Origin of the sequence: Caulobacter segnis (assembly GCF_029543125.1) — a bacterium.
Classification (GTDB): domain Bacteria; phylum Pseudomonadota; class Alphaproteobacteria; order Caulobacterales; family Caulobacteraceae; genus Caulobacter; species Caulobacter segnis_D.
In genome coordinates this window covers 750,991-771,078 of the sequence record NZ_JARQWW010000001.1, presented here as the reverse complement: position 1 = coordinate 771,078, position 20,088 = coordinate 750,991, and the positions used below count along the sequence as shown (strand labels likewise).

Genomic DNA, 20,088 nt, shown 5'->3' with positions numbered 1-20,088 from the left:
GGTCAGCGCGGCTGCTGAGGCGCCTGGTTCGGATTGTCATGGCCCCGGGTGTCGGCAGTGGGCGCGGGAGCCGCTGCCCCGGGCGCCGGCGCCTGCGGATCGGTCGGAGCGCGTTGCGCCGCCGACCCGGCCGGGGCGGAGGCCGAAGCCGCGTCCTTCTGGCTCTCCGGGGTGGCCGGCGGCGTGCGCTCGGAGCAACCGGCGACGCTCAGCGCCGCCAGGGTGGCCATGGCGGGAAGACGCAGCATCATGCGAACGCCTCCCGAAGTCGGTCGGCGTCGAAGCCGGGTCGCGCGCCGAACGCCCGGTCCGAAGGGCCCAAAGCCCTGGCCCGGTAGCGGGCCGCCCGGGCGCGGCTCTGCGCCTTGTCGAGGCGGGCGGATGTGGCCGCCCCTGTTCGTTCGTCGGACATGCAATCCTCGCTGTTCTGTCTGCTGACGTCTTTCATCCGGTGGCGCCGAGCGGTCCTCAAACCGGAGCCGCCGGCTGAAATGGTCTTCTGGTCGGCTTACGGCCCGCCGCTCCCCCCGGTTGCGGCATAGACCTGTCCGGTCGCGTAGCTGGATTCCTGCGAGGCCAAGGTCACATAGACCGCGGCCAACTCGGCCGGCTGGCCGGGCCGGCCCATGGGGGTGTCGGCGCCGAACTGGGGCAGCTTCTGGGGGTCCTGTCCGCCGCTGGGCTGAAGCGGAGTCCAAAACGGGCCCGGGGCCACGGCGTTGACCCGCACGCCCCTGGCGGCGAGCTGCTTGGCGAGGCACTTGGTGAAGTTGACGATCCCGGCCTTGGTGGCCGAATAGTCGAGAAGGTTCTCGGGCGGATCATAGGCGACCACGGAGGCGGTGTTGATGATCGCCGCGCCGGGACGCAGATGGGGCGCCGCCGCCTTGGTGATCCAAAAGAGCGCGTAAAGATTGGTCTTCAGGGTTTGATCGAACTGCTCGGTGGTGATGTCGAGGATCGACGGCTGCGAGCCTTGCTTGGCGGCGTTGTTGACCAGGATGTCGAGACCGCCCAGCTCCCTGACCGCGCGATCGATCAGCTGCCCGCAGAACGCCTCGGAGGTGATGTCGCCGGGGATCGCCACGGCCTTGCGCCCCGCGGCTCGGATCAGTTGCACGACCTCGCGTGCATCGCTTTCCTCGGCCGGCAGATAATTGATGGCCACATCGGCGCCTTCGCGAGCATAGGCTATGGCGGCGGCGCGGCCGATGCCGCTGTCCCCGCCCGTGATCAGCGCCTTGCGGCCCACCAGCCGTCCGGTTCCCTTATAACTCTCCTCCCCATGATCGGGCCGCGGGTTCATGCGGCTGGCAAGTCCGGGCCAGGGTTGCTGCTGCTTGGGAAACGGGGGCTTGGGATGCTGGGTGAGCGGATTGCGCATGACCGCCTGCGGCAAGGCGTCGGCGGCGGGCCGGGCCTGACCGGCCGCCGGCGCGGCGCCGGCGGCGAGCACGGCCGCGCCGGAGGTCATGGCCCCGACAAGGCCGCGGCGCGAAGGGGTGTGGCGGGTCATCGGAAGGTCCTGACGATTGTCTACGTCGCCCCAACCGGCCGGCGCCCGAAGAGTTTCAGCTTGGCGGCAAATTTATATCGCCCCCCTGCCGGGCCATGGGCCGGCGCAATGTGCAAGGGCGCGGAAGCAACCTGCGGTGAGCGCCGTTGCAAGAGCTGATGTCCGCATGGAGTGCGCCGTTATGGCTCGATACAGTTTTCTATGGGTGACCCTGATCCTGTTTGCCGGCTCCCTGGTCGGACACTGGTTGTTCGGCTGGCTAGCCTTCGCCGACGAGCAAGCGGCCCACCATCAGGCCGTCGAGGTCGGGCCGTACCTCAATCTGATGGCGCGAGACACTTTCGAAAACTGGCAATCGGAGTTCCTGCAGCTGGCCTGGCAGGTCGGCGGACTAGCCTTGCTTTACTATGCCGGCTCGCCTCAATCGCGGGGTGACGACGAGCGCATGGAGGGCAAGCTGGACGCCTTGCTCAGGCGGGTCGACCCCGAACAAGCCGATGAAATCATACGCGCCCTGGACGAACGCTACCCCGGCCGCTGAGGCGGGTGTCCGCCAGTCGCCCGGCGGGCGAGAGGCGTTTGCCGGGACCGCGGCGGGGCCTTCACTCCTCCACGAGGCGCAATTCGAGCCTGAACAGTTGTCGGCGCGTCTCGTCGCCGACCACGACCTGCCAGTGGCCATTCTCCAGCACATTTCCGGGCCGGTCCTTCATCAGGTCCGCCATCATGCGCACGGCCTCCTGTTGCGCCGCCGCCCGGTCGGGCAGATCGACGCCGAATTCGTCATTGTGAGGACGCCCGTCCTCGGTGTGGAAGTAGTAGGTCTTCATGGCCGTCCGGTGAGCCTGTTCGGGTAAAGCCTGACGAAAACACATCTGACCGCAGCGGCGTTCCGAAGGCCTCAGAGGCGTTCTCGCCGCCGGGCGGAGATCGTGCGGCGGTCCGGATGCAGGTAATCGGCCGAGAAGGAGGCCACCGCTTCGAGCGCAGGCAGATCCAGGAGCTCCGCGGTCTTGACGCCCAGGCTAAGAAGCCCCGATCGGCGCAGCTTCTGCAAGGTGCGGTTCACGTGCACCGCCGACAGGCCCGGGCAATCGGCAAGATCAGTCTGGGTGAGCGGAAGCTCCATCACTTCGCTGGCGGCCAGACTCGCCGCGGCCAAGCGGTGGTAAAGCTCGCAGACCAGGTGAGCCAGTCTGCCGGCGAACCTCAGAGCGCGGCGTGCTCCGCCGATGAACGGGTCTGCCTGAGCCGCGGACGCTCGGTGTCCAGGGCGTCCGCCAGCATCGTGCGGGCCCGGAAGACGCGGCTCTTGATCGTGCCTATGCTGCAGTCGAGGGCGAGGGCGGCTTCTTCATAGGACAGGTCGTGAACGACGACCAGGAGCAGCGCCTCGCGGTGATAGGACGGCAGCTCGTCCAGCGCGGCGAGCAGTTCGCCATGGCGGATCCGCCATTCCTGATCCGGCTCGACCGCGGGATCGAGGGAATCGTCCGGCCGGTCGACGAAGCGCCGCTGTCTGCGATGCTGGCTGTAGAAGCAGTTGCGGATGATGGTCAGCAGCCAGGCGCGCATGTTGGTGCCGGGCATGTACTTGTCGTGGTGAGTGAGCGCGCGAAGCGAGGCTTCCTGCACAAGCTCGTCACCTTCGACGCGCGAGCCCGACAGTCCCGCCGCGAAGGCCCGCATGGCCGGCAGATGTTCCGCCAGCTCGATGGTGAACTCTGGTGTCGCCTGATCCATGGCCCCATAAGGCGCGGTGTGAGGTGACGTTCCTAAGTGCTCGACCCGACAAAGGCTTGTTTTGATGGCGCTTCTTCTTGTGCAGCCAAGTTTGTTCGACGGCGTTGAGCACTCATGAAACAGGCGCCCCCGTCCACCGCCGAGGCCCCCGGCGCCAAGTCGCCGGCCGCTTCCGCAAGGCCCGTGGCCGGCGGCTCGCTGCTGCTGCTGGCCGGCCTGATCCTCGGCCTTGGCGCCGGCGTCGGGGCGGGGCGGATCGGCGCCCCCGCGCAAGGCGCGCTGGAACTGGCCGCCGCCTTCGGCCAGCTGTGGTTGGACGCCCTGACCATGACGGTCGTCCCGCTCGTATTCGGCCTCATCGTCACCGGCGTCGCCGCGGCGGGCGGCGAGGCGGCGCCCAGGCTGGTGGCGCGCACAGCGGCGTGGTTCGCCGTTCTTCTCCTTGGCGCCTGCGCGCTTTCGGCCGTGGTCAGCGTGGCGGTCCTTTGGGGCCTGCCCCAGCCGCGGGCGGCCGGCGATCTGGCCGCCTCGGCGGCCGCTTCGGTTCCTGCGCCGGCTGACGCGCCCTGGTGGCGCGGCGTCATTCCCACCAACCCCATCAAGGCGGCGGCGGAGACGGCGATCGCGCCCCTGGTGGTCTTCGCTCTTTTGTTCGCGCTCGCCGTCAACCGGATCGATGAGCGCCTTCGCGCCTCGGTCATCACCTTCTTCGAGGCGGTGACGGCTGCGGTTCTCGTGATCGTGCGCTGGGTGCTCGTGATCGGCCCCTTGGGCGTCTTCGCCCTCGCCACGGGCGTCGGGGCGCGGTTCGGGCTCGGCGTCACCGGCGCGCTGGTGCATTATCTGCTCGTCATATCCGCGGCTTGCGCCGCGGTGACCGCGGCGGCCTATCTGTTCGTGGCTCTGGGGACCCGCAACGGCTTCGGACGCTTCGCCGCCGCAGCGGTCCCCGTCCAGGCCGTCGCTCTTGGCACCCAGTCGTCCCTGGCGTCCCTATCGGCCATGGCCGCCGCCGCCGCCCGCATCGGCGTGGCCCCGCAGGCGACGCAGGTCATCTTGCCCCTGGCGGTCTCGGTGTTCCGAATGTCGAGCGCGGCGGCCAATATGGCGGTGGCGCTCTGGCTGGCCTCGGCCCACGGCGTGGCGCTGGAGCCCGGCGCCATCGGCGTCGGCGTGGCGGTCGCAGCGGCGGTCAGTCTCGCCGCGGTCGGGCTGCCCGCCCAGGTGTCGTTCTTCGCCACCATCGCCCCGATCTGCCTGGCGATGGGCGTGCCTGTGGGTCTTTTGCCGATCCTCCTGGCGGTGGAGACGCTTCCTGACCTGTGGCGCACCGTGGGCAACGTCACCTGGGATCTGGCGGCGGCGCGGGTGGTCGGCGGCGAGGCCGCGGCTCACGCTTCCGGCAGCAGAGGCCGCATGAAGGTGCGCTCGTAGCGCAGGACGCAGCCGCTCTCGTCGCGGATGCGGTCCGCGGCGACGAACTGCGGATCGACCCCGAATAGGGCGCGGTACGCTTCATAGGCCGCGAGGCTCTCGAAGCTGAAGAGCGCCATGGCCTTGTCGCTGGCGCCCTCGCCCGGAAGGAAATAGCCGTGGTGGACCCCGCCGTGTTTGCGGACCAGCACGATCCAGGCGCGAGCGAACGCCTCGAAGGCTTCGATCTTCGCCGGATCGATCGTGTACTCGACGACGCAGGTGATCATCTGACTGATGTGGCCCGCTCGGACGGTCGGGGCAAGGGCAAGCGCGCTCAGCGCAGCCAGCGTCGGAAGCTGTCGAGCAGGCTTTGCATTCCGGAGTCGAAACCGGGGGCGCCGGCCGTCACCTGGCGAAGGCCGGAACAGAAGGCCTGATGCTCCGCCCCCACCTCGTCCACGTGAACGAGAGCCATGGACCAGTCGGCGAAAGCCCTCCGCTCGGCCGGCTCCCACATCATCTTGAGCACGTCCTTGTGACGCGGATCGCGCACGATGCGCTGAAAGATCGCGTTCACCGCGTCATCCTCCCCTTCCAGGAACTGGAGAAAGCTGCCGTCGTGATGGCACAGGAGGCCGGTGAGGCCGAGATCCGCGTTGTTGCGCTGTGACGTCGAGATGATCGCGTCGAGGGCGCCGCTGTCCGGCTGGCCCGCTGCTGAACTGAAATAGGCGATGCGCAGCATGAGGGCTCCGAGGCTGACGCCCGGTGATGAAACCAGGAGCGGATTTACGGTCGAAGGACGAGGCCGCGTCCTGCGCCGCCCGCATGTTGTCTAGCTTAGATTCTTCCACGGCGATGTCGTCCATGCGACAAACCTGCCTTGTCATCCGAAGGCTTGGGCGCGCGCCGGTCACGTTCGGATGATCGCGCCCCGACGCCCCGTGGGCGGCGTCATTGATCCGAAAGCATCGCCTTGACCTTGCGCCCGAGCTCGTCGGTCGCGAACGGCTTGGTCATGACCTGCATGCCGGGGTCCAGGTGGCCATGGCTGAGGACGGCGTTTTCGGCATATCCGGTGATGAACAGCACCTTCAGGTCCGGCCGCGCCACCCGGGCGGCGTCGGCCACCTGGCGTCCGTTCATGCCTCCGGGCAGGCCCACATCGGTGATGAGCAGATCCACCGGCCTGTTGGTGTTCAAGATGGCGAGGCCGCTTTTGCCATCGTGCGCCTCAATGGTCGTATAACCAAGCTCGGCCAGGACCTCGGAGGCCAACATCCGCACGGTCGGTTCGTCATCGACGATGAGGACGGTCTGGCCGTCGTCAGCCCGGGGCGGTTGCTGCGGATCGGCCTCCTCTTCGATCTGGTCGTCCACTTGTCCAAGATGACGGGGCAGGTAGAGGCAGACCATCGTCCCCTGGCCCGGCTCGGAATAGATTCGGACCTGCCCGCCGGACTGCTTGGCGAAGCCGTAGATCATCGACAGCCCCAGGCCGGTGCCCTGGCCGATGGGCTTTGTGGTGTAGAAGGGCTCGAAGGCGCGGGCGACCACCTCGGCGGGCATGCCGACGCCGGTGTCCGACACGCAAAGCGAGACGTACTGGCCCGGCTCCAGCTCCCGCTCCTCGGCCGATCGACGGTCGAGCCAGCGGTTGCCGGTCTCGATGGTCAGGACCCCGCCGTCCGGCATCGCGTCGCGCGCGTTGATGCACAGGTTGAGAAGCGCATTCTCCAGCTGCCCGCGATCCACGTGAACGGGCCACAGCCCGGCGGCATGGACGCTCTCCACACGCACGGCCGGACCCATTGTCCGCACGATGAGATCCTCCATGCTGGCGGCAAGTTTGCAGATATCGGTGGGCTGAGGCTCCAGGGTCTGGCGCCGGGAGAAGGCCAGCAGCCTGTGCGTGAGCGACGAAGCGCGACGCGCCGCGCCCTGGGCGGCGGTGATGAAACGGTCGGTCTCCAGGACTCGTCCCTCGGCCAGCCGCTTGGCGATCATGTCGAGGCTGCCGGTGATGCCGGTCAAAAGGTTGTTGAAGTCGTGAGCGATGCCGCCGGTCAGCTGGCCCACCGCCTCCATCTTCTGCGATTGCCGCAAGGCAGACTCGGCTTCCATCAGGGCCGCCGTGCGTTCCTCCACCTGCTGTTCGAGCGAGGCGGCCAGAAGGGCCAGATCGCGCTCGGCGCGCCGGCGCTCGGTCGCCGCCCGCGTGCGCTCGGCCACGTCGCGGATGAAGGCCATCTCATCCTCGGGCCAAGCGCGGGCGTCACGATGGTTGAGATAGAGCAGAGCCACCAGCCCGCCGTCCTCGGTCAGCGGCATGTTCATCACCGCGCGGGCGCTGATCGCCTCCAGGGCGGCGCCGGACTGGGTCGTGCGAGGATCGGTCCTGGCGTCGGTGATCAGCACCGTCCTGCCGATCTTCAGGTCCTCGATGTAGGAGCCGAATTCGCGGAAGTTCAGCACGCCCGCCAGGCTCTTGATGCCCGGGGCGTTCCAGTCCCGCTCGATGGTGATGGTTTCGGCCTCCCTGTCGACCAAGCCGTAGCCGGCCCGGCTCACCTCGAGGGTGCGGCCGAGAATTTCTGCGGCCGCGTAGGAGATGTCGGCCGGATCCTGCAGATCCCTGAGACGATCGCTCAGCTCGATCAGGGCGGACCTCATGCGCTCGGACCGCCGCTGGGCGGTTACGTCGATCGTCACCCCGGCAATCCGCAAGGGTGCGCCGTCGGCGTCCTCGATAAGAACCCCGCGCGCGGCCATCCAGCGGGTCTCGCCCGCGGGCGTGACGATCCGGTGATTGATCCTGTATTCCGCCCCCTCGCTGATGGTCGCCTGGCTCTGGGCCCGGACCGCGTCCCGGTCTTCGGGGTGAATGAGGGTCTGCCGGTCTTCGTAGGACATGGGCCGGTCGACGGGCCATCCCATCAGCAGCCTGTAACCTTCGGTGTCGGTCAGCGACCGGGTCTGCACGTCAACGCTCCAAGCCCCCATGCCGCCGGCCTGCATCGCCAGCGCCAGCTCACGGTCCCGTTCGCGTTCCAGGTTGGCCTTGGCGGTCAGTTCGGCGGTGAGACGTTCATTGTCGCGCGCAAGGCCCTCCAGGCGTCCGCGCTCATCCGTCACGTCCACAAGGCTGGCGAAGAAGTAGGCAAGATCGCCATGTGCGTCGGGCACGGGGGCCAGGAACAGGCGGTTCCAGAACGCCGAGCCATCCTTGCGGTAGTTGAGGATATCAATCTTCAGCGATGCGGCCTCATCGACCGCCCTGGCGATCGCCTCGACAGTCTTTGCGTCGGTGTCCGGTCCCTGGAGGAACCGGCAGTTGCGGCCAAGCACCTCGGCGCGGTCATAGCCTGTGAAGGCGCAAAAGGAATCATTGGCGAAGACGATCGGATTGTCGGCCCGGCGCGGATCGGTGATGACCATCGGCATGCGCGTGGCGCGCACGGCGGCCACGAAGGGATCTGTGCCGCGGTCGAGACCGACCAGCTCGTTGGCGATGCGCTCAGCGTCGAGGGCCCGCAGGGTGGTCTCGGAGTCAGCACTTTTCGTCAATGTCGGCCTCGGTCCCGCGTCCATCCGCCTGCGGCTGGCGGCACGAAGAATTACAACCCTCAAAGCGCGCATCGGTTCTTGGATAGGCCGCGACGAGCGTTCCTACGTCCGGGGGCTGTCCATGCAAAGGCCGTGCGCCGCACGGGAGGCTGTTCGACCTAGCGCCGAAAGGATCACCGCCGGGCGAGGGGGACGGTCCGCAGTTGCCGTTCGATGACCTGACGCACACCGGCGGGGATCGACGGATCAGCGCTTGAAGCCGTCCAAACTTCCCGAAAGGCCTCCACCATCGTCAGGGCCGTGGTCAGCACCAACTGCTTCGGAAGCCGGGCGCGTTCGGCCAGGTTGACGAGCTCCTCGAGTGAGAATTCGTCCCAGCGTTTTGATCGTGCGACCTTCAGGGCGGCGCCGTCGTCGGGAATATAGACCATGGTCGAGACCAGATCGTAGGCTGGCGACAAGGCGGCGTTGAGACCGTCCCGATAGATCAGCGACCAGTTCTTCAGATGCATGTCGGCGTTGCCGATAAGGGCGCTGAACACGAGGCGGCGAACGAACTCGGTGACGCCCGCCTCACCGGTCTCGAGCCAGAGCACCTTGGCGATGAATCGGTAGGTGGCGCGATCATACTTGTCTTCGGGGTAGACACTGAGGATCTGAGCAAAGTCCTCAATGTGAACGCGTCCCCTCGCGGAGCGGTCGAACCGCTCGACGGCGTAGGCCAGCTCGGCTTTGTCGATGAGGCCTGCCGGAAGGTTGCCGATCTCCTCCATTCGAACGAGGCGCGTGGCGGGAACCTCGATTCCCGACGCGGCGGCCAGGCGCATCATGGCGTACTCGTTTTCAGCGACGCCGGCGAACCCAGGGGACGGCAGCTTTACGATCCAGTCGCCTCCCTGGCCGCTGGCGGGAATTGTCAGGCCCCGCTCATTGTCGGCGAGCGCCGAGAACTTCAGCTGCACACCGGCGAGAGAAAAACGCAGGGCGTCCGAAGGGCCCGCGGCTCCGGCGGCCTGCTCTTGAAGCCGGCCGGCCTCGGGCCTTGATCCGTCGGGCGCCCTAACGACCACGGCGCCGGGAAGATCCGCCCCCAGAGCCCACAGCAGCCGGAACTCCCGCATTGGTTTGACGCCGGCCCCCCGAGCCAGGAAGGTGCGTAATGCTCCCTCCGGAAGAAGGTTCGAGAAAAAGGGGGGAAGCTTGGTTTGTGTCGGCGCGTGGTCGACCAGGAGCCCGCCCCGCTCGTCCTTGAACGAGAGGCTCAGGGTCGGCCGCAAGGGATCGCGGGCATAGTCCTCGTCGAAGGCGAAGATGCTGCGGTCGCCGCCCAGATCGGTCAGGGTTCCGATCTTCCGATCATGCAGAAGCACCTCCAGAACCTGCATGGATCAATCCTCGTCTTCGAGGCTGTAGGCCGGGCGCGCCGCCGCCGGTCGGGCCAGCCGATCCCGCAGCGCCCGCAGCCGTTGCGCCGCTTCGGCCAGACGGGCCGGGTCGATCGGCGCGCTGCCATCTGTGTGACGAAGAGGGGCCAGCGCCGCCTCCAACTCATCCGCATCCCGGGGCCCTACGAAGGCAGCGATCTCGGCCGCCGACGTCGTGAGGGCCTCGAGCCGCTCCGACCGGGGATAGGCTGCTGCAAAGCCTTCGAACTCTTCAAGGACCGCGTGAAGCCTGGCCATGGCGCCGCGAGCGACACGGGCGTCCTGCAAGTTTCCGGCTTGCCGCACGAGCGACAATACCGCCGGAATGGCTTTTTTGGGCGCCAGCAGCACTTCTAAATCGACGAGGCGCGCGATCTCCATGAGCGTTGAGAGGCGAACGTCCACTGCGCCGCTCTCGATACGGGAGATATGCGCCTGCGGCATGCCGGCCTTACGACCCAGCTCTCGCTGCGACCACCCCTTGCCAATGCGGGCGAGGCGGATTTGCTCTGAAAGCGACAACGACGACATCAGATATATAAAACCATATCAGACATCGTTGTCGATGCATTTAAGCGCATCGAATTGCGTCGATCATCAGCCTATGTCGCCGGGCGCAACCCGGATCTACTTTTGGCGGGCGGCTCCAGCGCGTTCCCAGCCAAGACCATCTTGCCGACCCGTGTCGCCTGGACGCCTTCCAAAAGAGCCCTGGCGGCGTTTCGGACCTCTTCGTGGACATCGGTGTCGGCGTCGAATTCATCGTGGCAGCGCACGACCTGTGTCCCGGTTGCGGCGCCGTTCCTGTGGCGCGCCGCCGCCCCGGGCTATAAGGAGCGGTGAAAGCAGGGACTTGAACATGAGCAGTGATGGCGGCCGGGCGCAGGCCTCGACCGAAGAGCAGGCCCGGCTTGACCATGAACGCATCCAATTGGCCCTGGCCGCCGGCGCGATCATCGGCACCTGGTTCTGGGACGTGCCGGCCGACAGCTTCACCGTGGACGACGCCTTCGCCGAAGCCTTCGGGATTGATCCCGCCCTTGGGCGCAGAGGCATCAGCCTCGATCAGATCGTGGCCAGCGTCCATCCTGAGGACAAGGCGGACCTGAGCGCGGCGATCGAGGAGGCGCTCGGTCGCGGCGGCGTCTATGTGAATCAGTACCGCGTGCGGCGCAGCGACGATCAGTACTACTGGATCGAGGCCAACGGCCGCGTCGATCTGGCCGCCGACGGATCGCCGCTGCGGTTCTCGGGCGTGCTCATGGATGTGGGCGAGCGCCGGCGCATCCGCGAAGAGCGGGACCGCGCCCAAGGCCTTTTGAGCACCTTCGTCGAGGCGGTGCCCGGCGTTGTCTACGCCAAGGACCGCCAGGGCCGGCTGCTGATCGGCAACCGCGGCACGACAGAGCTGATCGGCAAGCCCGCGGAAGACTATATCGGCCGCACAGACGCCGAGATTCTCGAAGACGCCGTGCAGGCGGCTGAGGTGATGGCCACCGACGAGCGGATTATGGCCAGCGGACGCTCCGAACAGCTCGAGGAGGAGATCAACTTCCCCGACGGCCGCCGGGCGGTCTGGCTTTCGACCAAGTCTCCGTTGCGCGACAACGCGGGCAAGGTCGTAGGCCTTGTAGGCGCTTCGCTCGACATCACCGACCGCAAGGACGCCGAGGCCGCCCATCGCGAGGTGGAGGAGCGCTACCGCCTGGCCGCGCGCGCCACTAACGACGCCATCTGGGACTGGCGGATAGCCGATGGCCATGTGGTCTGGAACGAAGCCTTGCGCACCCTCTTCGGTCACGACCTGAGCGAGAGCAGCGCTCGCTGGTGGCTGGATCATATCCATCCCGACGATATCGCGCGGGTGGACGCCAGCATCCATGCGGTGATCGACCACGGCGGCGAAAGCTGGACCGAAGAATACCGCTTCCTGCGCGCCGACGGCTCATACGCCGATATTCTCGATCGCGGCGCGGTGCTGCGCGGCCCGCAGGGCGAAGCGATCCGGATGATCGGCGCCATGCTCGACCTCTCCGACCGCAAGGCGGCCCAGGCGGCTCTGGCGCGCAGCGAGGAGCGTCTGCGCCTGGCCACCGAGGCGTCCGACACCGGATTTTTCGACGTGGACATGGTGGGGGGCGAACTGATCTGGTCGCCCCGCACGCGGGCGATGTTCGGCATCGCGCCGCACCTGCCGACCACCATGGCCGACTTCTACGCCGCCTTGCATCCCGAGGACCTGGAGCGCACCCGCGAGGCGTTCGAAGCCGCCGCCGATCCTGCGCGGCGCTCGCTCTATGACGTGGAGTACCGGGCCATCGGCCGCGACGACGGCGTCCTTCGCTGGGTGGCCGCCAAGGGGCGCGGCGTCTTCGAGGGCGACGCCTGTGTCCGCGTGGTCGGGGTGGCCATGGAGATCACCACCCGCAAGGCCGCCGAGGAGGCGCTGCGGGACCTCAATGAGCGGCTGGAGGCCAGGGTCGCTGAGGAAGTCGCCGAACGCGTTCGGGCCGAGGAGGCCTTGCGTCAAAGCCAGAAGATGGAGGCGGTGGGCCAGCTCACCGGCGGCATCGCCCACGACTTCAACAACCTCCTGGCCGTCGTCATCGGATCTCTTGATCTGCTGGAGCGCCGACTCGCGGATGCAGACCCGCGCGCCAAGCGCCTCATCGACGCCGCTGGCGAAGGGGCCCGGCGCGGCGCTCAGCTCACCCAACGTCTGCTGGCCTTCTCCCGCCAGCAGCCGCTCAAACCGGCGGCCCTGAACGCCAATCAGCTGGTCTCGGGCATGTCCGAGCTGCTGCGGCATTCCCTGGGCGGGGACCTGCTGCCCGTGACCGTCCTCGCCGGCGGGTTATGGCGCGTCCTGGCCGACCCCAACCAGCTGGAGAACGTTATTCTCAATCTGGCGGTCAATGCGCGCGACGCCATGCCGGGCGGGGGCAAGCTGACCATCGAGACGGCCAACTGCCACCTGGACGAGCGTTACGCCGCCGACCATCTGGGTGTTCCGCCCGGCCAGTACGTGATGATCGCCGTCACCGACACGGGCCAGGGCATGGCGCCCGAGGTGGCCGCCAAGGCGTTCGATCCGTTCTTCACCACCAAGGAGGTAGGGCGCGGCACGGGCCTGGGGCTCTCCCAGGTCTACGGGTTCGTCAAGCAGTCCGGCGGGCATGTGAAGATTTATTCGGAGGTCGGCCAAGGCACCACGGTGAAGGTCTATTTGCCCCGCTTCACCGGCGTCATGGACGCGGCCGAAGAGTCCGCGGCGGCGCATGATCTGCCGCAGGGCGAGGCGGAGCTGGTGCTGGTCGTGGAGGACGACGCCGGGGTGCGGCGGTTCTCGGTCGAGGCCCTCTCGGAGCTCGGCTATGCGGTGCTGGAGGCCGACGGGGCGCAGGCGGCCCTCAAGCTGATCGACGCCCATCCGAACATCGCCTTGCTATTCACCGATGTGGTGATGCCCGAGGTGAACGGGCGCAAGCTGGCCGATGAAGCGCGCCGCCGCCGCCCGGACCTGAAGGTGCTGTTCACGACCGGCTATACCCGAAACGCCGTCGTTCATAACGGTGTGCTCGATCCGGGCGTACAGCTGATCGGCAAGCCGTTCAGCATCGAGGATCTGGCCACGCGCGTCCGTGCGGTCCTCGACGAGACCTGACGCGCCTTCACGCCGGCGCGCGGTTCAGCGACGGTTCGACGCGGCTGATGCGGAAGGTCTGCTCGACAATGCAGCGCGACCCGCCGCTCCAGATCCTCAGGCGTGATCGCGGACATAGATGGTCTTGGAGCCGCCTCTCAGCAGAAGGCCCGCCACCAGCCCGACGCCGGCCGCGATGCCGATGGCCGCCAGGGGCTTTTGCTTCACATAGGCCTCCACGGTCTCCAGCTGGCCGTCGAACTGGCTGCGCAGGGTGTCGACCGCATCGTCCACCACATCGCGAACACCATCGGTCAGCTCGCCGTAGGCCTGCTGGGCGCTGCCCGCCGCCTTCTTCAGCTTGCCCTTGGTCTTGAGCGTCGCATCGCCCGTCAGGTCGCCCGCCGCAGCCTGCGCGCCGCCGAAGGCCTGCTTGGCCGCGCCCGTCACTTGCTCATCCATGTCGAAATCTCCGCGCCGCCCTTTGCGGCGAGAGGAAAATCCCGAAGGGCGCACGCCGTTCCCGATGCAAGCGAGCCGCCGTCGCGGCGCGCCCTCGCCGGGCGGATCGAACCTTGAGGATCGACGTTAGGCGGTGGCGACGACCAAGGAGGATCGCTCATGTCCATCAGCAAGCTTTTCCAGCGCCCTTCGCCCGCTGCGCAGCATTATGATCCGACGGCGCCGCGCCGCCCCGCCTCGTTCTTCGACCGCGTCGCCGCCGAGCTGGACGGCTATGGCAAGCGCGGACCGGCCTTCATCCGTCCGGCCGCCGCCCGCGCCGCCCGCTCGCCCCGTCTGGCGGCGGGGGCGCTGGGGGTCATGGCGCTGGGCGCCGGGCTCTATCTGGTCACCCGCAAGCGCACCCGCGCCGGCGCAGGGGCCCTGGCCGCGGCCGTGACCGCGGCCGCACGACGGTCCTTTCGTTAGGCGCGTGAGCAGCGTTGCGGAGGCGCGCTGAGCCCATGGCGCGCCTCAAGACATTCGTCACTTCGGACGGCCTGACCGACTATATCGTGGCCGCCACGTCCCGCCCCAAGGCTCTGGCGGCATGGGACGTTCATCAGGACCTCTTCAAGTCCGGCGCGGCGCGTGAAACCGATGAGCCGGAGCTGGTGAAGGCCGCGGCCCGAACGCCCGGCCAGGTCGTGGAGCGCCCGGCGGGCGGCCGGCGAGGGCCGGTGAGAATCCCGAAGGTCCGGGCATCGACGAAGAACGCGAAGGCGCAAAGCGCGGCGCGTCGTCAGATCAAATCGCTCACGGACAAGCTGGCGGCGCTGGAGGCACGGACTCAAGCGGCCCGCGAGGACATCGCCAGGCGCCGCGACGATCTGGACGCCGAGGCCCAGACCCTCGAGGCGGCGTTCGAAAAGGAAAACGAGGCGCTGACCGGCCGCCTGGCGCAAGCGCGTCGCAAGGCGAGGGGTTGAAGCATGCGCCGCGCCGGGGTCGACGCCTCAACGGACCTGAAGGATCAGTCTCATGACCGATGAAGAACGCACCTATTTGGTCCGGCGCTCGGGCCACCACGCCGCCCATGTGGTCCGCGCCGAAAATCCTCAGGCGGCGGCTCTGGCCTGGCTGGAGATCACCGACGCCGAGTACGGAGAGCTGAGGATCGTGGTGCGCCCCCACGACGGCCACGACGAGCATTGTTTCGTGCTCGATGCGGCCACCGGCGAGGCGAGCGGTTGCTGAGCCGGGCCGATGCGGATCGCCACCTTCAACATCAATGGCGTCAACAGCCGTCTGCCGGCCCTGCTCGATTGGCTGGAGGCGACAGGCCCGGACGTGGTCTGCCTGCAGGAGCTCAAGGCGCCCCAGGACCGGTTTCCCGCCGCGGCCCTGGAGCGGGCCGGATACGGCGTCTTGTGGCGCGGCCAGGCCCGCTGGAACGGCGTGGCGATCCTGGCGCGGGGCGCCACGCCCGAGCCCATCTTGCATCAGCTGCCCGGCGATCCCGATGATGCGCAGAGCCGCTACCTGGAGGCGGCGGTGCGCGGAATGATCGTCGCCTGCCTCTACCTGCCCAATGGCAATCCGGCCCCGGGTCCGAAGTTCGACTACAAGCTGCGCTGGTTCGAGAGACTGGCGAGCCGGGCCCGGACGCTGCTCGACCATAAGGTTCCGGTCGTGATGGCCGGCGACTTCAACGTCATGCCGACCGATCTGGATGTCTACGCGCCGGAGCGCTGGCGCGATGACGCGCTCTTTCGGCCGGAGGTGCGTGAGGCCTATGCGCGCCTCGTGGACCAGGGCTGGACGGACGCGCTTCGCAGCCTCCATCCCGGCGAGCGCATCTACACGTTCTGGAAGTATCTGCGCCAGGCCTTCGAACGCGACGCGGGCCTGCGCATCGATCATCTGCTGCTCAGCCCCGATCTTGCCTCCCGGCTGACCGCCGCCGGCGTCGACCGACAGGTGCGCGCGCAGCCCCGACCAAGCGACCACGCGCCCGTCTGGATCGAACTCGACCGGAACTGACCGCGCCAGGGGATGTTTTTTTTCCTCCGCAGCCCTTTGAAGGACCTTTCCATGACTGACCCCAAGACGGACGTCCACACCGCCATGCCGGCCTTGCAGGGCAAGCGAATTGTCGTGACCGGCGGCACCACGGGGATTGGCCGCGCGATCGCCCTGCTGCTGGCCAGCGAGGGCGCGCGTCTGTTCGTCTTCGGTCGAGAGCCCGAGCCGCTGGCCGACACATTGGCGGCCATCAAGGCCGTGGGCGGCGAGGGGCACGGCGTCACCGCCGATGTCGCCAAACCCGAAGATGTGGAGCGGGTGTTCGCCCGGGCCGACGAAGCCCTTGGCGGTCTCGACATCCTCATTAACAACGCCGCCATCTGGGGCGAGGCGCTCGCCGAGATGGACGAGTGGCGCTACTCCGTCGACACCAACTTCACCGGCTTCCTGGACACCGCCCGCCAGGGCGCCAAACGCCTCGTCGCCCGGGGTGACGGACATATCGTGCTTATCGGCTCGGTGAGCGCCATCCACCGCAGCGCGGGCTCGTCGGTCTACGTGGCGGCCAAGTCCGGCATTCAGGGGTTCGCCCAGTCCTTCCGCAAGGAGCTGGCTTCGAGCGGCGTGCGCGTGACGCTGATCGAACCCGGCCTCGTGGGCAGCGATCTTCTCGACAGCTCGCCCGAGGAGCAGGTGGAGCAGATCAACGCCAAGAAGATGTTGCGCGCCGAAGATATCGCCGTCGGCGTTCACTATGCGCTCACCCAGCCGACGCGTTGCAACGTGGTCGCGATGCAGATCGAGCCCCTGCTGCAGGAACAGGACTGAGCAAGCCCAAGCGGAGCCGCCGCCGCAGGCGAACGGCGGCTCCGGACCGGCCCTAGAGCTCGACCTTGGCGTTGTCGCCCATCTGGGGCGCACCGCCGGTCACGGCCGCGGCGATCATCTTCACCAGCGCCACGGCCTTGCCGGGGCTGTCCCACAGCTCGCCCTGTTCCGGGGTCAGCTTGAGCAGGCGGATCGTGGGATCTGAGTCGTCCTCCCACCAGGCCTCGTCGGCCTTGGTCCAAAGCTCGGTGATCTTGGCGCGGTCGTTGGACAGCGCCGCCTGTCCGGAGATCAGGACGTACTTGTAGTTTGCGTTGTCGGCCCAGGCGCAGGACGCGGCGGGGAAGCGTTCGATCTGAGCGTTCTTCTCCCCTGCGACATCGACAAGGAAGTAGATAGCGTGCTCGTCGCGGCGCACCCGCGCCGAAAGCGGCCGGCTGTGCTGCCGCTCGCCGTCCCAAGTCGTGAACATGCCGATGTCGATCTTCTCGGCGAGCTCCCAGATGCGGTCGCGCACCTCTTGCGGCGGGGCGGGGTTGTCGTCCTGGCGTTCTTTCATGGCCATGTCCTCCTGGCTGGAGCAACGCAAACGCCGCGCCCGCGCCGACGTTGCGCGGCTGCGTCCTGGCCGCCTCACCAAATGTCGCATGAAGGAACTGGCCGTCTGGCGCCTTGGTCTACCTCCCGACATTTATCGGTGAGAGTGACTCGCAAGTATATGCGATCAGAAACCAAGTCGAAGCGTTGGTGTTCACAGGGGGTGTTTCAATCCCGGGAGCCCGTCATGCCCACCCAGACCCCCAAGGACGCCATCGCGCTTCTCAAGGCCGATCACGATGAAGCCGAGGCGCTATTCGAACAGTTCGAAGCGACCGAAAGCAAAGCCAAGAAATGGGCCATCGCTCAGAAGGTCTGCACCGCGCTCGTGGTCCACACCGCCATCGAAGAAGAGATCTTCTACCCGGCTTTCCGCGGCAAGATCGAAGACGATCTCCTCGACGAAGCCTATGTGGAGCATGACGGCGCCAAGGTGCTGATTGCCGAAATCCTTCAGAACGGGCCCGACGCCGAATTCTTCGAGGCCAAGGTTAAGGTGCTCGGCGAAGAGATCGAGCACCACGTCAAGGAAGAAGAAAGGCCGGCCGAAGGCATGTTTGCTCAGGCTCGCGCCACCGGCGCCGACATGGTCGCCATCGGCGAGGCCATGGCGGCGCGCAAAGCCGAACTGATGGCGCAGTACGAGCGCGAGGGGGTCCCGCCGCCGGAAACGCGAAGCTTCCAGGGCGCCGAAGTCGCGCGCGGTGAAGAGATCGATGATCCGGCGGTCCCGCCCGGTACGGATCTGGGCGACGCCCGCGCATAGGTCACGGGTCGTCTCTCCCCCGGCCCCTGCGCCGGGGGAGAGAGACCAACAGAGGCTCGGGCCTCGCTCGCGTGTCGAACCTGTGCTGATCTGAGCGCTGAACTCCTCCATGCGCCAGGCGATTTGTCGGCTGCTGCACGCTACGGCTTGTGCCGTGTCAGAAATTCAGGATCGCCGCAGCTATCGGGGTTTCTTTGTTCCGCCTGCAAGCTTCTCATCTCACGCTTGAGCCATTCCATTCTGCCGAGCTGGAGGATGCGCGCCAACTCATCCCGCGTTGCTTCAATCTCAGCAGCCGGGTCCACGGCCTTTGAACCGCGGACGGCCACAAGCTGGCCCTCCCGTGCGTGGACTAGCGCCTCAAGAAAGGCGTTGCGTCGTTCGTCAGGCAGCCGCTGCCAGATGCCGCGCACGGGACGTGAAATGCAGTCCTCCGACGTCGCCATGGCTGTCGCGCTTGCCGGCAAGCCACTCAAGTTTATCCCCGGCGAACCGTGGTGGTGCTCCAATCTCGGTTACGCCCTGCTCGCCAGTTTGGTCGGGCAAAGATCGGGCATGAGCTTCGACTCCTATGTCGAGCGGAACATTTTCCAGCCGTCGTGGATGGCGGCGAGCTCATTTCGCACGTCACGACTAAATGCGGGCGGCAAGCCCGATCAGGGGCTCAACTACGACTATCCTCATCGGTATGATTCCGATCGAGTGCTGATCGACGGCCGCAAGGGCTACTACAGCGGGGCCCTGCTCGGCGCCGCCAATATTGTCAGCACGGCGGCGGATTTCTTGAAGTTGGATCCCGCCTAGCGCGCGGGCGTGCTGCTTTCCCCCAGCACACTGGAGATGGCGTACACGCCCGCCGCTTACCTTGCTTACGGCGGCGAAAGGCGACCTACTTCGAAAAGCAGGCCAAAGCCCTCTGGCCCCGCGTGCCTTTTCTCATCACTTCGATTATCTTTTAATCGTGCGGATAGAAGGCGATAAACATGGCTATCGAGACGAAGGTGTTGACCGCGCATGTCCCTTTGCGGCTCGCCGAAAAGGTTGAAGCGATGGCCTCGCGGCTCGAACGGTCGCGGGGTTGGGTGATGAAACAGGCGCTCGCCGCGTGGGTCGATCAGGAGGAGGAACGTCACCGGATGACGCTCGAGGCTCTGGGCGATGTCGATGCCGGACGACTGATCGAACACCAGGCAGTCACCGCCTGGGCCGATAGCCTCGGGACGGACAAGCCGCTGCCCTCGCCGGTCAAATGAAGATTCAGTGGACCAGCAAGGCCTCATCGGACCTTGTGCGTCTGCACCAGCATCTAAGCCCGGTCGCACCAGAGGCGGCGGCGCGCGTGGTCCGGCAACTGGCCAATGCGCCAGGTCGGCTGCTCGATTATCCAAGGATCGGCGATAAGCTGGAAGCCTATGAGCCGCGCGAGGTCCGCAGGATCATCGTTGGCGACTACGAGATACGCTACGAGATCGCGAACGCGACCATTTTCATTCTGCGCCTCTGGCACTGCCGCGAAAATCGCAGCTTCTATTCGGAGACGTAGCGGCGATGGCGCAGACGAGCCGGTCTGCGATACAGCCGAGTGTTTAACTGCTCACTAGAATGATGCACGCTTCGATCTTGAGGGGCCTGCTTTCAGGGCCCCGCTTGAGAGCGCGTTCATCTCCTGGACAAGCCTCCAAAAGCTGGCGGCGTCGCCGTAGCCGCAGGCTGACACTTCGATCGCGGCCCGGCCGTCGAGGTTCACGACACGACGTTTGAACACGGCAGGATGGGCGGCATGCTTGTCCGTCGTGAACGTATAGAGCGACCGGGTCGCGGCATCGGCATAGACGCCGAACGGCGCCGCTGCCGCCACCGGCTGCGCCACGATCCCTGGCGTCTGCGCCAGCGCCTTCATGACGGACGCATGGCCTGCGGAGCACTGCAGTCCCGAGCCGACGACCAGCGGCGTGGAAGCCGTGATCGCGAGAGCCAGGTGGAGGAGCGGCGGCACTGTTCAACCTCCTGAACGGCTGAGCATCATAACGGACAAAGTGCGCCCGGCGACACGATAGGCGTGCGCTTATCCCGCTTCGCCGACAGCACGCTGACCGCGACTGCTCAAGAGCGCCGCATCAGG

Annotated in this window: 26 protein-coding genes; 12 read left to right on the top strand and 14 right to left on the bottom strand. The window is 67.0% G+C overall.

Going from position 1 to position 20,088, the window contains the following annotated elements; all coding sequences use genetic code 11:
* Nucleotides 1–2: 2 nt before the first annotated feature.
* The 3 genes from P7B02_RS03750 to P7B02_RS03740 form a co-directional block, all read right to left on the bottom strand.
* Entirely contained in the window at nt 3–251 is a 249-nt protein-coding gene (locus tag P7B02_RS03750; RefSeq protein ID WP_277784962.1) for a hypothetical protein, read from the bottom strand.
* Nucleotides 248–412 (bottom strand): hypothetical protein, encoded by a 165-nt coding sequence (locus tag P7B02_RS03745; protein ID WP_277784961.1) that lies wholly within the window; start codon nt 410–412, stop codon nt 248–250. The genes P7B02_RS03750 and P7B02_RS03745 overlap by 4 nt, the downstream gene beginning before the upstream one ends.
* Nucleotides 413–508: 96 nt before the next feature.
* Nucleotides 509–1,516, bottom strand: coding sequence for an SDR family oxidoreductase (locus P7B02_RS03740; protein WP_277784960.1), 1,008 nt, complete (start codon nt 1,514–1,516; stop codon nt 509–511).
* Between the two features lie 181 nt (nt 1,517–1,697).
* On the opposite strand from P7B02_RS03740, the gene P7B02_RS03735 reads away from it, so the two are divergent.
* Nucleotides 1,698–2,057, top strand: coding sequence for a DUF6766 family protein (locus P7B02_RS03735; protein WP_277784959.1), 360 nt, complete (start codon nt 1,698–1,700; stop codon nt 2,055–2,057).
* A gap of 61 nt (nt 2,058–2,118) precedes the next feature.
* Here P7B02_RS03735 and P7B02_RS03730 read toward each other — a convergent pair whose 3' ends face one another.
* From P7B02_RS03730 to P7B02_RS03720, 3 genes are all read right to left on the bottom strand, one after another.
* Nucleotides 2,119–2,346: a DUF6894 family protein gene (locus P7B02_RS03730; RefSeq protein ID WP_277784958.1), complete on the bottom strand. Its 228-nt coding sequence runs from the start codon at nt 2,344–2,346 to the stop codon at nt 2,119–2,121.
* Nucleotides 2,347–2,417: 71 nt separating this feature from the next.
* Entirely contained in the window at nt 2,418–2,711 is a 294-nt protein-coding gene (locus tag P7B02_RS03725; protein ID WP_277785171.1) for a helix-turn-helix domain-containing protein, read from the bottom strand.
* 14 nt (nt 2,712–2,725) lie between these two features.
* A complete protein-coding gene (locus P7B02_RS03720) occupies nt 2,726–3,259 on the bottom strand; it encodes a sigma-70 family RNA polymerase sigma factor (RefSeq protein WP_277784957.1) in 534 nt (177 codons plus the stop codon).
* Between the two features lie 114 nt (nt 3,260–3,373).
* Between P7B02_RS03720 and P7B02_RS03715 the strand changes: the two genes are divergently transcribed.
* A complete protein-coding gene (locus P7B02_RS03715; RefSeq protein ID WP_277784956.1) occupies nt 3,374–4,693 on the top strand; it encodes a dicarboxylate/amino acid:cation symporter in 1,320 nt (439 codons plus the stop codon).
* On the opposite strand, the gene P7B02_RS03710 is transcribed toward P7B02_RS03715, so the two are convergent.
* From P7B02_RS03710 to P7B02_RS03690, 5 genes are all read right to left on the bottom strand, one after another.
* A complete protein-coding gene (locus P7B02_RS03710; RefSeq protein WP_277784955.1) occupies nt 4,651–4,962 on the bottom strand; it encodes an NIPSNAP family protein in 312 nt (103 codons plus the stop codon). The genes P7B02_RS03715 and P7B02_RS03710 overlap by 43 nt on opposite strands.
* A gap of 47 nt (nt 4,963–5,009) precedes the next feature.
* Nucleotides 5,010–5,420 (bottom strand): BLUF domain-containing protein, encoded by a 411-nt coding sequence (locus P7B02_RS03705; protein ID WP_277784954.1) that lies wholly within the window; start codon nt 5,418–5,420, stop codon nt 5,010–5,012.
* Nucleotides 5,421–5,629: 209 nt separating this feature from the next.
* Complete coding sequence (locus P7B02_RS03700) at nt 5,630–8,242, bottom strand: PAS domain S-box protein (protein ID WP_277784953.1); 2,613 nt, start codon at nt 8,240–8,242, stop codon at nt 5,630–5,632.
* Nucleotides 8,243–8,415: 173 nt separating this feature from the next.
* Entirely contained in the window at nt 8,416–9,627 is a 1,212-nt protein-coding gene (locus P7B02_RS03695; protein WP_277784952.1) for a type II toxin-antitoxin system HipA family toxin, read from the bottom strand.
* Between the two features lie 3 nt (nt 9,628–9,630).
* Nucleotides 9,631–10,197, bottom strand: coding sequence for a helix-turn-helix domain-containing protein (locus P7B02_RS03690; RefSeq protein ID WP_277784951.1), 567 nt, complete (start codon nt 10,195–10,197; stop codon nt 9,631–9,633).
* 328 nt (nt 10,198–10,525) lie between these two features.
* Here P7B02_RS03690 and P7B02_RS03685 point away from each other — a divergent pair, with 328 nt between their 5' ends.
* Nucleotides 10,526–13,330 carry a PAS domain-containing hybrid sensor histidine kinase/response regulator gene (locus tag P7B02_RS03685; RefSeq protein ID WP_277784950.1) on the top strand — a complete coding sequence of 935 codons (2,805 nt, stop codon included), beginning with the start codon at nt 10,526–10,528 and terminating at the stop codon, nt 13,328–13,330.
* A 96-nt stretch (nt 13,331–13,426) separates the two neighbouring features.
* On the opposite strand, the gene P7B02_RS03680 is transcribed toward P7B02_RS03685, so the two are convergent.
* The gene (locus P7B02_RS03680) at nt 13,427–13,771 is read right to left on the bottom strand and encodes a DUF883 C-terminal domain-containing protein (RefSeq protein WP_277784949.1); all 345 of its coding nucleotides are present in this window, start codon (nt 13,769–13,771) and stop codon (nt 13,427–13,429) included.
* 159 nt (nt 13,772–13,930) lie between these two features.
* Here P7B02_RS03680 and P7B02_RS03675 point away from each other — a divergent pair, with 159 nt between their 5' ends.
* From P7B02_RS03675 to P7B02_RS03655, 5 genes are read left to right on the top strand one after another with little or no spacing between them, the layout of a single operon-like run.
* Nucleotides 13,931–14,239 carry a hypothetical protein gene (locus P7B02_RS03675; protein ID WP_277784948.1) on the top strand — a complete coding sequence of 103 codons (309 nt, stop codon included), beginning with the start codon at nt 13,931–13,933 and terminating at the stop codon, nt 14,237–14,239.
* A 35-nt stretch (nt 14,240–14,274) separates the two neighbouring features.
* Nucleotides 14,275–14,739: a hypothetical protein gene (locus P7B02_RS03670; RefSeq protein ID WP_277784947.1), complete on the top strand. Its 465-nt coding sequence runs from the start codon at nt 14,275–14,277 to the stop codon at nt 14,737–14,739.
* Between the two features lie 52 nt (nt 14,740–14,791).
* The gene (locus tag P7B02_RS03665) at nt 14,792–15,007 is read left to right on the top strand and encodes a DUF5961 family protein (protein WP_277784946.1); all 216 of its coding nucleotides are present in this window, start codon (nt 14,792–14,794) and stop codon (nt 15,005–15,007) included.
* 9 nt (nt 15,008–15,016) lie between these two features.
* Nucleotides 15,017–15,793, top strand: a complete 777-nt coding sequence (gene xth, locus P7B02_RS03660) for an exodeoxyribonuclease III (RefSeq protein ID WP_277784945.1) — start codon at nt 15,017–15,019, stop codon at nt 15,791–15,793.
* 51 nt (nt 15,794–15,844) lie between these two features.
* Nucleotides 15,845–16,603 carry an SDR family oxidoreductase gene (locus tag P7B02_RS03655; RefSeq protein ID WP_277784944.1) on the top strand — a complete coding sequence of 253 codons (759 nt, stop codon included), beginning with the start codon at nt 15,845–15,847 and terminating at the stop codon, nt 16,601–16,603.
* Nucleotides 16,604–16,655: 52 nt separating this feature from the next.
* Here P7B02_RS03655 and P7B02_RS03650 read toward each other — a convergent pair whose 3' ends face one another.
* Nucleotides 16,656–17,162 carry a pyridoxamine 5'-phosphate oxidase family protein gene (locus tag P7B02_RS03650; RefSeq protein WP_277784943.1) on the bottom strand — a complete coding sequence of 169 codons (507 nt, stop codon included), beginning with the start codon at nt 17,160–17,162 and terminating at the stop codon, nt 16,656–16,658.
* A 225-nt stretch (nt 17,163–17,387) separates the two neighbouring features.
* On the opposite strand from P7B02_RS03650, the gene P7B02_RS03645 reads away from it, so the two are divergent.
* The 4 genes from P7B02_RS03645 (at nt 17,388) to P7B02_RS03630 (ending at nt 19,509) form a co-directional block, all read left to right on the top strand.
* Nucleotides 17,388–17,966 carry a hemerythrin domain-containing protein gene (locus P7B02_RS03645; protein WP_277784942.1) on the top strand — a complete coding sequence of 193 codons (579 nt, stop codon included), beginning with the start codon at nt 17,388–17,390 and terminating at the stop codon, nt 17,964–17,966.
* A 255-nt stretch (nt 17,967–18,221) separates the two neighbouring features.
* Nucleotides 18,222–18,770, top strand: coding sequence for a serine hydrolase domain-containing protein (locus P7B02_RS03640; RefSeq protein WP_347276633.1), 549 nt, complete (start codon nt 18,222–18,224; stop codon nt 18,768–18,770).
* A 179-nt stretch (nt 18,771–18,949) separates the two neighbouring features.
* A complete protein-coding gene (locus P7B02_RS03635) occupies nt 18,950–19,219 on the top strand; it encodes a CopG family ribbon-helix-helix protein (protein WP_277784940.1) in 270 nt (89 codons plus the stop codon).
* Nucleotides 19,216–19,509, top strand: a complete 294-nt coding sequence (locus P7B02_RS03630; protein ID WP_277784939.1) for a type II toxin-antitoxin system RelE/ParE family toxin — start codon at nt 19,216–19,218, stop codon at nt 19,507–19,509. Before P7B02_RS03635 ends, P7B02_RS03630 begins: the two co-directional genes overlap by 4 nt.
* A gap of 54 nt (nt 19,510–19,563) precedes the next feature.
* Here the strand turns inward: P7B02_RS03630 and P7B02_RS03625 are convergent, their stop codons facing one another.
* Nucleotides 19,564–19,962: a hypothetical protein gene (locus P7B02_RS03625; protein WP_277784938.1), complete on the bottom strand. Its 399-nt coding sequence runs from the start codon at nt 19,960–19,962 to the stop codon at nt 19,564–19,566.
* Nucleotides 19,963–20,088 lie beyond the last annotated feature (126 nt).